The following is an 11,772-nucleotide window of genomic DNA, read 5'->3' as shown; positions in this document are numbered from 1 at the left end:
GGGCAACCGCCGTTGGCTACCTGTGATCAATCCTTAGCAAGAGCTGCGCCACATCAGCCAAGCAGCTCACTCATGGCGATAATCTGCTCTGCCACCTGAATCAGTTTCTGCTGGCGGCTCATGGCTTGGCGGCGCATCAGGGTGTAGGCCTCTTCCTCATTGCAGTCCTTCATTTTCATCAACATGCCCTTGGCCAACTCGATGCGCTTGCGCTCGGCCAACTGTTGGTCCCGCGCCTGGAGCTGCGCGCGCAAGGCCTGATCGCTTTCGAATCGGGCCATGGCCACGTCAAGGATCGGCTGCAGGCGCTGGGCCTGGATGCCTTCGACGATATAGGCGCTGACGCCGGACTTGATCGCCTGGCGCATCACGTTCGGGTCGTGTTCGTCGGTGAACATCACGATGGGCCGGGGTTGGTCACGACTGACCAGCACCACTTGCTCCATTACATCGCGGCCCGGTGACTCGGTATCGATCAGGATCACATCCGGGCGCACCGTTTCGACGCGCGCGGGCAGGTCGATGGTCAGGCCCGACTCATCGATGACGTCAAAACCGGCTTCGATCAGCGCAGTCCTGAGTCGGCCTACTTTGCGCGGCGTGTCGTTGATCAGCAGGATTCGCAGCATGGACGTCCTCCTGTCAGCGCAAGGCTTGGCGGTGGGTGGTATCGGCCAGGGCGTGCAGGCGGAAGCTGCGGGCATAGCCGGCGGGGTCGGAGCCGTCCCAGACTTTGCCGTCGATCAATTGGCTGCTGCGCATGTCCGGGTGTTTTGTGGCGATACCCAGCGCAGCGGCGGCCTGGCGATACAGCGGCAGTTGCTGCACCTGGCGCGCAACGCCGAGGTAGTCGGGGTCTTCGCGCAACAGACCCCACCGCCGGAACTGGGTCATGAACCACATGCCATCAGAGAGGTAGGGCAGGTTCACTTCACCGTCGGCAAAAAATCGCAGCGCGTGGGGATCCTGCCAGTGATTGCCCAGGCCGTCGTCATAGGTCCCCAGCAGGCGCGGCTCGATGCAGTCAAGCGGGGCGTCGAGGTATTCGCGGCCACTGAGCAATTGCGCGGTGGAGCGGCGGTTTTCGCTGCTTTCTTCGATAAAGCGGCTGGCCTCCAGGATCGCCATCACCAGCACGCGTGCAGTGTTGGGATACTGGTCCACGAAAGCCTGAGTGCAGCCGAGCACCTTTTCCGGATGATCCGGCCAGATCGCCTGGGTCGTCGCCAGGGTAAACCCTTGGTTCTGCTTTACCGCGCTGGCGCACCAGGGCTCGCCGACACAAAAGCCATCGATGCGTCCGGCTTGCAGGTGCGCAACCATTTGCGGCGGCGGGACCACCACGCTGTCCACGTCCTGCAACGGGTGAATGCCCTGGCTCGCCAGCCAGTAATACAACCACATGGCGTGGGTGCCTGTGGGAAACGTCTGGGCGAAGGTCAGTTTTGTTCGGCTTTGGTGCACGTGGCGATCCAGTGCCTCAGGAGTGATCACCCCTTGTTGCTGCAAGCCGCGGGACAGGTTGATGCTCTGGCCGTTCTGGTTGAGCCCCATCAGCACGGCCATGTCGGTGGGGGCGACACCGCCGATGCCCAAGTGCACGGCGTAGATCAGCCCGTACAGGCTGTGGGCGGCGTCCAGCTCGCCGCTGACCAGTTTGTCGCGCAGGTTGGCCCAGGACGTTTGGCGCTTGAGGTTCAAGGTCAGGCCGTAGGGTTGAGCGAAGCCCTGGGTGGCTGCCACCACCATTGAGGCGCAGTCGCTCAAGGCCATGAAGCCCAGGTCGAGACTGCTTTTTTCCGGTGCATCACTGCCGTTGACCCAGGCCAGCGGGTCGTTCATCGGGCTGTTGCCATCCGAATCGTTCATCAACACCTACCTTTTATTTCAAAAAAAGCGTCGTTCCCTCAGATGGCGGTGTAAGCCAATGCGGGTAACGACGCCTTTGTCCGTAAGCTCGCTCCGCCATTGGCGCGTGCTCTGATACAGAGTTCATAGCAAGGCACATGCCACGGGTGAGTGGGCCTGGAAAGTCATCAACTTTTCATCAAGATTGAAAGCGGGCGGGCTCTCAGTATGGCCACACCTTCAATGCCCGATCACCCAGGAACTCCCCACGGTGCACGCCGACTTTCTCGCGACGATTTCCTTCCGCCGGTACTGCCGTTGGATGCTGTTTTCTGCGCTGTTGCTGGGAAGTGCGCTGGCCTGGGGCACGCTTTACCAGGCTCAGGATGAAAGTCTGTACACGGTGCTCACCGCACTCTCGGAGCCACTGGGGTTGCCCATCGTCGTCAGTCGCGAAGTCGCACGCAAACGTCTCAGCGCCGCCCTGGATTTCAATGCGCCACAACAGGCCCTGGAGGCGCTTGCACTTCAACAAGGGTTGATCTGGTACAGCGACGGGCAGGCGCTGTATGTCTATGACGCGGGCGAAGCCAAAAACTCTGCGGTCACCTTGCGACACATTTCCGTCGACAGGCTGCGTAGCCTCATGCGCCGCTCGGGCCTCGATGAGTCACGCTATCCCTTGCGGGAAAGCGGAGCGCGCACGTTCTATGTGTCCGGTCCACCGAATTACATCGATCAGGTGCTGCGTCTGGCCCAGTTGATGGACCGGCAAAGAGCGGAGTTGCGGGTAGGCGCTCAGTCCTTTGCCGTCGTCCAGGTGCTCAATACCGATGTGGCAGACCGGCAGTACGGTACGCGCGCTAACCCGGTCACCGTGCCGGGGATGGCGTCGATGATCGAAACCTTCCTGGCCGGCGAACACAAGGGGTTGCTCTCGGACAAGAGCCTCGGCGTGATCGCTTACCCGGATAGCAACAGCTTGTTGATCAAGGGCAAGCCGGCCCAGGTGAGCTTCATCCAGAAACTGGTGGCGGAACTCGACATCCCCAAGCGAGCGATCGAGGTCTCGCTGTGGCTGGTGGATGTTGAGCGCGAAGAATTGAAGAAGCTGGGCCTGGCCTGGGACGAAGAAACGAAGGCGTCGACCACGCGAGTCCTGGCTCCTTTGGACGATAGCCACCTTATGGCAAAGGTCGGTGCATTGGAGCGCCGTCGACGAGCGAAGGTAACGACATTGCCGGTGATCCTCACTCAGGAGAATGTGCCGGCGGTGTTCCAGGACAATCATACGTTTTACCTGCCACCCCGCGGAGATGATCGCGCTGACTGGAAACCGCTGCGTTATGGCACCCAGGTCAGCGTACTGCCGCGTTTTGTCGAGGCTAACCAGATCGAGATGCGTCTTGAGGTGGAAGAAGGGCGCCTGATGAGTGAGGCGAGCCAGCGTGAGAAAAACGCGGCGGTGAGGCAAGTCGGCATCAACAGCGTGGTCCGAGTGCCTCAGGCCAGGCGCCTGTGGCTGGGGGCGTTTCAACGGGAATCAGAAGGGCGGGGGGCTGGTCGTCCGGCCCAGGCGCGCCTGTTTGTGATCCAGGCCACGGCGGTGGGTAGTGAGTCGAAGGGGCTGGAAGAGGCGGGAGGACCACCGCCCATGACTGCGGCGCAATATGAGCGTGTCCAGCGTGCGTTTGTAAGGCCGCAGCGCGATGTCTCACCGTAAACAAGGTGTTAACCCATGCATCTGGAAATTCTTCTACAGGAACAACTGATCAGCCGCAGGCGCCTGGCAGCCTTTGCGCCCGGAAAGGTGTTGCCGTTGATGCCAGAGATCATCCACTGCGTGGAGGTTCGGGTGAATGGGCAATTGCTGGCGTTGGGCGAGTTGGTGCAGTTAGAGGACCGGCTAGGGGTTGAACTGCATGAGGTGTATCAGACGTGGCTGCCTGGAGGAGCAGGGTAGCGAAACCTCCTACAGTGCTTTTTCAAACGCCGCCTGATGTATGGGTTTTTTCCTAGGGCGAGCCATGAGGCAGGTTTTTACAGTGGTGACATGGGCACATGGGCCAGTGATTGGAATGAGGACGTCAATGTCATTAGTCGGAGGTCGGGGTAGCAATGGCTGTCAAGGATGATGGAGGGGCGACGACTACCCTGGTTTTTGCGCGTTGGAAGCTGCATGACCACGGTCGCCTGACGGGTGAAGGGTCGGATGTGCAGTTACCCCCTAAGGAATGGCAGGTGTTGCGGCTATTGTTGGTGTCTGGTGGTGCCTTGATGACCAAGGATCGCTTGCTGGAACTGGGCTGGCCGCAGGGGGAGGTTGCCGAGGAATCGTTGACGCGCTGCATTTATTCGCTGCGCAAGTACCTCGGTGCCGACAAGGGGTTTATCAAGACGATCTACGGCCGGGGGTATCGCTTTATCTGTCCGGTGAGCACAGTGTCGGGTTGTGCGGAACAAGTGTGTTCGGCCTGCGGCCACGTCAGCCAGGGTGTGTTGAAACGTGGCTAGGTTCTGGAGGAAGGGCTTGTTGCTGGGCGCTGTGATAGTCAGTAATCAGGCGTTGGCCTACTGCTGGGAGGAGGCCGCCAGCCACTACCAAATCGAGCCGGAGTTGCTGCAAGCAATCGCCGTCGTGGAGTCGGGTAATCGTGCGCAAGCGATGAATCATGCCAACCGTAATGGCACCCGGGACATCGGGCTGATGCAGATCAACAGCATTCATCTGCCACGTCTGCTCAAGCAAGGTATTACCGAGGACCGCTTGATCAATGAGCCATGCTTGTCGGTTGAGGTGGGGGCTTCGATCCTGGCCGAGTTCATTCAGCGTTTTGGTTACAACTGGACAGCTGTGGGTTCCTATAACGTGGGAACAGGCGCCGGGCCCGAGCGTGAGGCGCTGCGCCTGCAATATGCACAGAAAATCTGGGCGTATTACGAGCAGTTGGTCGCGCACCGTTACTGACATTGAGGTTCACGCCTCGCGCGTGCCCTGTCACCCCGGCTATAATCGCCGCCACCTTTCGCCGCCTTCGAGTCTAGCCCACCCATGTATACCCTGGCCCGCCAGCTGTTGTTCAAACTCTCCCCGGAAACTTCCCACGATCTGTCCCTGGACCTGATCGGTGCCGGTGGACGCCTGGGGCTCAATGGCCTGGTATGCAAGGCACCGGCGAAAATGCCGGTCTCGGTGATGGGGCTCGATTTCCCCAACCCGGTCGGGTTGGCGGCTGGCCTGGATAAAAACGGCGCGGCCATCGATGGCTTTGCACAGCTGGGTTTCGGTTTCGTCGAAATCGGCACCGTGACCCCGCGACCGCAGCCGGGCAACCCCAAGCCGCGCATTTTCCGCCTGCCGGAAGCCGAGGCGATCATCAACCGCATGGGCTTCAACAACCTGGGCGTTGATCATCTGCTGTCGCGGGTTCAGGCGGCGAAGTACAAGGGCATCCTCGGTATCAATATCGGCAAGAACTTCGATACGCCGGTCGAGCGTGCCGTCGACGATTACCTGATCTGCCTGGACAAAGTCTACGCCCACGCCAGCTACGTCACGGTCAACGTCAGCTCGCCCAACACCCCGGGCCTGCGCAGCCTGCAGTTCGGGGACTCGCTCAAGCAACTGCTCGAAGCCCTGCGTCAGCGCCAGGAAGACCTGGCCGTGCGCCATGGCAAGCGCGTGCCGCTGGCCATCAAGATTGCCCCGGACATGAGCGACGAAGAAACCGTATTGGTCGCCCAGGCCCTGGTGGATTCGGGCATGGACGCGGTGATTGCGACCAACACTACCCTCAGCCGCGTAGGTGTCGAAGGCCTGGCCCATGGTGACGAGGCGGGCGGTCTGTCGGGTGCTCCGGTGCGCGAGCAAAGCACTCATATCGTCAAGGTGCTGGCCGCCGAACTGGCTGGACGCTTGCCGATCATCGCCGCCGGTGGCATCACCGAAGGTAAGCACGCGGCCGAGAAGATCGCCGCGGGTGCCAGCCTGGTGCAGTTGTACTCCGGTTTCATTTACAAAGGGCCGGCCCTGATCCGCCAGTCGGTGGATGCGATTGCCGCCCTGCGCTGATGCCTCTCATGTAGGAGCGGTCGTGTTCGCGAAAGCGGTGTTTCAGTAACAGATAGGCTGGCTGACCCACCGCTTTCGTGAGCCCGCTCCCACACAGATTATTCTCCAGCCAATAAAAAGGGCTCCATTAAGGAGCCCCCTGGGCCGAAGCCCGCCGCCCGGATGGGGCGTGCATGGTAAGTCGTTACATATTCAGAAGTGGTGATGTCGGAATTAATTGCCCTTGATTAGCCGACGGCGTGAAGTTCGTTGAGTCTGTGGATGCCCGCAGTGCCAGTCATACCGTCCCAGTTGTCGCCGCGTCCTTCTCGCCAGCCGTTGATCCAGGCTTGGCGTACCGACGGTAGAGTAAATGGGCAAAGCTCACGGGATTTGCCATGAACGCCATATTGATATCCGCGTAAAAATGCTCTTTCCAACGGATCACGCTTAAGTCTTCTCATAGGGTGTTTCCCTCACTTGTTGACTGTCTTGATATCCTTCGGTCTCGTCTGAGGCCGGGCAGAGTTTTTCTGCCGTTGGTGGGCTCGCTGCCGGCGTGGCGAGCCTGAGTGTCGGCGTCGTTACGGCGCCAACCTGTGTTGAGTTCTAACCAATAGGTCACATGGATTCAATGATCGTTTTGTCATAAGCACGTAACGATAACGATGCTATAGCCATAAGCTGGGATGGCTTTTCGCCCCATTTGTTGGGCAAAGCCAGCTATGATGCACCCTGCATAGAGGATGGGTTTAATCCTTTAGTGAGAATACCCGCCCGTTGCAGTCGGTTATTATTCGACGAAGGGTCGGAATATTTCTTTTTGTTACGGCTAATTGTTTATCTGCCCCGTCAATAAAGGCCCAAGCGCCTGTTGGAAAGGGGTGGGACGGCACATTCGTGCCACGCGAGCACTCTTCAAGAAAAGTGCTTGATTGAAAACCGAGCCGGCGATGCGTCGCCCGTTCATTTATTGCTGAAAAGCCTGGAATGCCCCATGTCGGACCGTTTTGAACTCTTCCTCACCTGCCCCAAGGGCCTCGAAGGCCTGCTGATCGAGGAAGCCGTCGGGCTTGGCCTTGAGGAAGCCCGTGAGCACACCTCGGCCGTGCGCGGCATGGCCGACATGGAAACCGCCTACCGCCTGTGCCTCTGGTCGCGCCTGGCCAACCGCGTGCTGCTGGTACTCAAGCGCTTCCCGATGAAGGACGCCGAAGACCTCTACCACGGCGTCCTGGACATCGAGTGGGCCGACCATATGGTGCCGGACGGTACCCTGGCGGTTGAATTCAGCGGCCACGGCTCGGGCATCGACAACACCCACTTCGGCGCGCTGAAGGTCAAGGATGCGATCGTCGACAAGCTGCGTACGCCGACCGGCGAACGCCCGTCCATCGACAAGATCAACCCGGACCTGCGCATCCACCTGCGCCTGGACCGTGGCGAAGCGATCCTGTCCCTCGACCTGTCCGGCCACAGCCTGCACCAGCGTGGTTATCGTTTGCAGCAGGGTGCTGCACCGTTGAAGGAAAACCTGGCGGCCGCGATCCTGATCCGTGCCGGCTGGCCGCGCATTGCTGCTGAAGGCGGCGCGCTGAGCGACCCGATGTGCGGCGTGGGCACCTTCCTGGTGGAAGGCGCAATGATCGCCGCCGACATGGCGCCCAACCTGAATCGTGAACTGTGGGGCTTCACCACCTGGCTTGGGCACGTCCCGGCGCTGTGGAAGAAACTGCACGCGGAAGCGGCTGAACGCGCCGCCGTCGGCATGAACAAGCCGCCGCTGTGGATCCGTGGCTACGAAGCCGACCCACGGCTGATCCAACCTGCGCGCAACAACATCGAGCGCGCAGGCTTAAGCCATTGGATCAAGGTGTACCAGGGCGAAGTCGGCACCTTCGAGCCACGCCCGGACCAGAACCAGAAAGGCCTGGTCATCTGTAACCCGCCTTATGGCGAGCGTCTGGGTGACGAAGCCAGCCTGTTGTACCTCTACCAGAACCTCGGCGAGCGTCTGCGCCAGGCGTGCATGGGCTGGGAGGCGGCGGTGTTCACTGGCGCGCCGGACCTGGGCAAGCGCATGGGCATCCGCAGCCACAAACAGTATTCGTTCTGGAACGGCGCGTTGCCGTGCAAGCTGCTGCTGATCAAGGTCAATCCGGACCAATTCGTCACTGGCGAGCGTCGCACCCCGGAGCAGCGCCAGGCTGAGCGTGAGCAAGCCGCTTACGACCAAGCCCCGGCTGAGCCGCAGGAGCGCCAGTACAACAAGAACGGCAACCCGATCAAACCCGCACCGGCCCCTGTCGTCGAGCAGGCGCGCCTGAGCGAGGGCGGGCAGATGTTTGCCAACCGCCTGCAAAAAAATCTGAAGCTGCTAGGCAAGTGGGCCAAGCGCGAAGGCGTGGATTGCTACCGTGTGTACGACGCCGACATGCCGGAATACTCCATGGCGATCGACCTGTACCACGATTGGGTGCACGTGCAGGAATACGCGGCGCCGAAATCCATCGATCCGGAAAAAGCCTCCGCACGCATGTTCGATGCCTTGGCGGCGATTCCCCAAGCGCTGAACATCGACAAGAGCCGCGTGGTGGTCAAGCGTCGCGAGCGTCAGAGCGGTACCAAGCAGTACGAGCGTCAGAGTGCGCAGGGCAAGTTCACTGAAGTCAGCGAAGGCGGCGTGAAGTTGCTGGTCAACCTCACCGACTACCTGGACACCGGCCTGTTCCTCGACCACCGTCCGATGCGCCTGCGCATCCAGAAAGAAGCGGCCGGCAAGCGTTTCCTCAACCTGTACTGCTACACCGCGACCGCCAGTGTGCACGCGGCCAAGGGCGGTGCACGCAGCACCACCAGTGTCGACCTGTCCAAGACCTACCTGGACTGGGCGCGTCGCAACTTCTCTCTCAACGGTTTCTCCGACAAGAACCGCCTGGAGCAGGGTGACGTGATGGCGTGGCTGGAGGCCAGCCGCGATGAGTTCGACCTGATCTTCATCGACCCGCCGACCTTCTCCAACTCCAAGCGCATGGAAGGCATCTTCGACGTGCAACGAGACCACGTGCAGTTGCTCGACCTGGCCATGGCCCGCCTGGCACCGGGCGGCGTGCTGTATTTCTCGAACAACTTCCGCAAGTTCGCGCTGGAGGACAACCTCAGCGAACGTTATGCGGTCGAGGAAATCAGCGACAAGACCATCGACCCGGATTTTGCGCGCAATGCGAAGATCCATCGGGCATGGAAAATCACCGCACGCTGATCGCCCCCTGTAGGAGCGAGCTTGCTCGCGAAAAACTCACTGTCGACGCGTTTTCATGAATAAACGCGGCGTCTTCAAGTTATTCGCGAGCAAGCTCGCTCCTACAGTTCTTTTGGCTGGTCAAATACGGGGCTGATGGCTATAACTTAAGGTCCAGCCAAAGTGACACCCCCGCACGCTGGCGTTGTGAGTGTTGCCTATGCCGTTGCAAGCCGTCCGCCCGAAAATCCTAGGCTTTATCAGTGAGCAGGCGTCGGCTTGGCTGGTGGCAATAGTGGTGTTACTGGCAGGGTTTACCTTGACGGCGATTGTCGCCTGGGCAGCTTCCGACCTCTATCAGCAGCAGGTGCGCCAGCGCTTTCAGTTGCTGGTCAATGAGCGCTACACCCGCCTGCAGGAGCGTTTCGAAGACCAGGAGCAACGGCTGAACAGCCTGCGGCGCTTCTTCGTCAACTCCGACACTGTGTCCCGCGAAGAATTCGACGGGTTTGCCCAGCCCCTGTTGCTGCGTGCCCGCGCTTACTCCTGGGCGCCACGGGTGTATCGCGAACAGCGCAGCCAGTTCGAGCAAGACGTATCCAGCCAGCTCGGCACACCCTTTGTCATCCGTGAGTTGAATTCGGCCGGTGAGCTGGCCCCAGCGCCCGAGCGCGACGAATACGTACCGGTGTTGTACAGCCAGACTCAAAGCTTGTTGGGCGCGCCCTTCGGCTTTGATCTTCTGGCCCAGCCCCTGCGGCGTTCAACCCTTGAGCGTGCACAAAAGACCGGCAGGCTGGCGGTGTCCCAGCCCATGCAATTGGTGGGGGTGGAGCCGGTCTATGCCACTGGGGTTTTACTGGTGGCGCCGGTCAGCCACCTGGGCACTTCTGATCAGTCCCAGCACGAGCCCTTTGGTTATGTGATGGCCGTGATCAGCATACGCCAGCTGGTGGCCGACGGTTTGCCCAAGCCGGACCGGGACAACCTGGTGATGCAGATCATCGACACGTCCGACCTGCAGAAGCGCGTGCTCTTCGAGTCCAGCAATGTGGTGGGCGACAGCGACCTTGTCGGCGCACGTCGTCTGACGCTGGGTGACCACGTGTATGCCTTGAATCTGCGCCCGAGCCAGGTATTCGACCATGCCAACCACTCCTCGCTGAACACGATCCTGTTCATGGGCGGCCTGCTGAGCCTGCTCCTCAGTGCTTTGCTCTATGTGCTGGTGAGCCAGCGTCAGCGCGCATTGAAGCTGGTGGAGCAGCGCACTGCCCAGTTGCGCCTGCGCGAGCAGGAGTTGCGCGGCGCCCATGGCCAATTGCGCAGCGTGCTGAATGCCGCGACCCAGGTGGCGATCATTGCCACCGACCTGCGCGGCGTCATCAATACCTTCAACGCCGGTGCCGAGCAGATGCTGGGCTTCAAGGCCGAGCAAGTGGTGGGCACGCACACCCTGGAAAGCCTGCACGTGGCGGCGGAGCTGGAAGCGCGCTCGGCGAGCCTGAGTATGGCGTTGGGCAAGCGCATCCCGGCGAGCCAAGCCATGCTGGTGGAAAGCCCTGACAACCTGCATGAAGCCCACGAGTGGACCCTGATCCGCGAAGATGGCAGCCAGTTGACCGTCAACATGCTGGCCACGGTGTTGCTGGACGACCATGGTTTATGGATCGGCCACCTGGCAATTTATCTGGACATCACCGAACAGAAACGTGCCTACGAGGCATTGGCGGCCCGCGACCGCCTGCTCAAAAAACTCAGCGCCCATGTGCCCGGAGGGATCTTCCAGTTCACTCTGGAACCCCAGGACAACTGGAAATTCATCTATGCCAGCGACGGCATGCGCGACATCTATGAAATCGAACCCAATATATTGCAGCAGGATGCGAAGCGGGTCTTCGAGCGTATCCACCCGTTGGATGCGGAGCGGGTGCGTGCTTCGATCCGCTTGTCAGCGTTGCAGTTGAGCCATTGGCGCGAGGAATACCGCGTGGTGTTGCCGCAACGGGGCCTGCGTTGGATTCGGGGTGAAGCGACCCCGGAAGAGTTACCAGCAGGCGGTACGTTGTGGCATGGGTACGTGTCGGATATTTCCGATCTTAAGCGGGTGGAAGAAGAACTGCGTGCGCTCTCCATCACCGACTCCCTGACCGGAATCCATAACCGACGCTATTTCCAGGATCGTCTCAAGGCGGAGATGGTAAGGCTCAACCGCACTTCGGGAAACTTGTCGGTGATCATGCTTGATATCGATCACTTCAAACGCATCAACGACCAGCACGGGCACGCCGTCGGCGATGGCGTATTGCAGGAACTGTGCAGGCGCATCAGCCAGCGCCTGCGCCGCACCGACGTGTTCTGTCGCCTGGGCGGCGAGGAATTCATGGTGCTGTGCCCGCACACCGATGGCGAACAGGCCTACAGCCTGGCCATGGAATTATGGGCGTCGCTGCGCAGTGCGCCGATGGACCCAGTCGGTATCGTCACTGCCAGCTTTGGCGTGGCCAGTTGGCGGGTCGATGAAGGCATCGACGGGCTGCTGTTGCGCGCCGACTCGGCCGTGTACGTGGCCAAGCAGGCGGGCAGGGACCGGGTGGAAGCCGAGCGCTTGCGTGCTTGAGACCGCCGCAGG

General features: G+C 60.6%; 10 protein-coding genes. 7 read left to right on the top strand and 3 right to left on the bottom strand.

Translation table 11 applies throughout. From position 1 onward, the window contains the following. Positions 1-53: 53 nt before the first annotated feature. Both AB4N92_RS04765 and AB4N92_RS04760 read right to left on the bottom strand, forming a co-directional pair. Positions 54-629: an ANTAR domain-containing response regulator gene (locus tag AB4N92_RS04765; protein WP_010208501.1), complete on the bottom strand. Its 576-nt coding sequence runs from the start codon at positions 627-629 to the stop codon at positions 54-56. Positions 630-642: 13 nt separating this feature from the next. Next, positions 643-1,869 (bottom strand): CmpA/NrtA family ABC transporter substrate-binding protein, encoded by a 1,227-nt coding sequence (locus AB4N92_RS04760; protein ID WP_044287670.1) that lies wholly within the window; start codon positions 1,867-1,869, stop codon positions 643-645. 250 nt (positions 1,870-2,119) lie between these two features. On the opposite strand from AB4N92_RS04760, the gene sctC reads away from it, so the two are divergent. The 5 genes from sctC to AB4N92_RS04735 all read left to right on the top strand — a co-directional run bounded on the left by sctC (position 2,120) and on the right by AB4N92_RS04735 (position 5,920). After that, on the top strand, positions 2,120-3,571 hold the full coding sequence (sctC, locus tag AB4N92_RS04755) for a type III secretion system outer membrane ring subunit SctC (protein ID WP_413469071.1): 1,452 nt from the start codon (positions 2,120-2,122) through the stop codon (positions 3,569-3,571). A gap of 15 nt (positions 3,572-3,586) precedes the next feature. Next, positions 3,587-3,811 (top strand): FliM/FliN family flagellar motor switch protein, encoded by a 225-nt coding sequence (locus AB4N92_RS04750; protein WP_010208506.1) that lies wholly within the window; start codon positions 3,587-3,589, stop codon positions 3,809-3,811. Between the two features lie 155 nt (positions 3,812-3,966). Further along, positions 3,967-4,362 (top strand): winged helix-turn-helix domain-containing protein, encoded by a 396-nt coding sequence (locus AB4N92_RS04745; RefSeq protein ID WP_042571955.1) that lies wholly within the window; start codon positions 3,967-3,969, stop codon positions 4,360-4,362. Then, positions 4,355-4,816, top strand: coding sequence for a transglycosylase SLT domain-containing protein (locus tag AB4N92_RS04740; protein WP_021491530.1), 462 nt, complete (start codon positions 4,355-4,357; stop codon positions 4,814-4,816). Before AB4N92_RS04745 ends, AB4N92_RS04740 begins: the two co-directional genes overlap by 8 nt. A gap of 84 nt (positions 4,817-4,900) precedes the next feature. Then, entirely contained in the window at positions 4,901-5,920 is a 1,020-nt protein-coding gene (locus AB4N92_RS04735) for a quinone-dependent dihydroorotate dehydrogenase (protein ID WP_021491531.1), read from the top strand. A gap of 227 nt (positions 5,921-6,147) precedes the next feature. On the opposite strand, the gene rmf is transcribed toward AB4N92_RS04735, so the two are convergent. Continuing rightward, positions 6,148-6,363: a ribosome modulation factor gene (rmf, locus tag AB4N92_RS04730; RefSeq protein ID WP_002553055.1), complete on the bottom strand. Its 216-nt coding sequence runs from the start codon at positions 6,361-6,363 to the stop codon at positions 6,148-6,150. Between the two features lie 533 nt (positions 6,364-6,896). Between rmf and rlmKL the strand changes: the two genes are divergently transcribed. Both rlmKL and AB4N92_RS04720 read left to right on the top strand, forming a co-directional pair. Continuing rightward, positions 6,897-9,161, top strand: a complete 2,265-nt coding sequence (rlmKL, locus tag AB4N92_RS04725) for a bifunctional 23S rRNA (guanine(2069)-N(7))-methyltransferase RlmK/23S rRNA (guanine(2445)-N(2))-methyltransferase RlmL (RefSeq protein ID WP_042571954.1) — start codon at positions 6,897-6,899, stop codon at positions 9,159-9,161. 199 nt (positions 9,162-9,360) lie between these two features. Beyond that, positions 9,361-11,760 carry a sensor domain-containing diguanylate cyclase gene (locus tag AB4N92_RS04720; protein WP_154846722.1) on the top strand — a complete coding sequence of 800 codons (2,400 nt, stop codon included), beginning with the start codon at positions 9,361-9,363 and terminating at the stop codon, positions 11,758-11,760. The last annotated feature ends 12 nt before the right edge of the window (positions 11,761-11,772 follow it).

Source organism: Pseudomonas sp. S3_A09, assembly GCF_054668065.1.
This window is presented reverse-complemented; position numbering and strand designations above follow the sequence as displayed.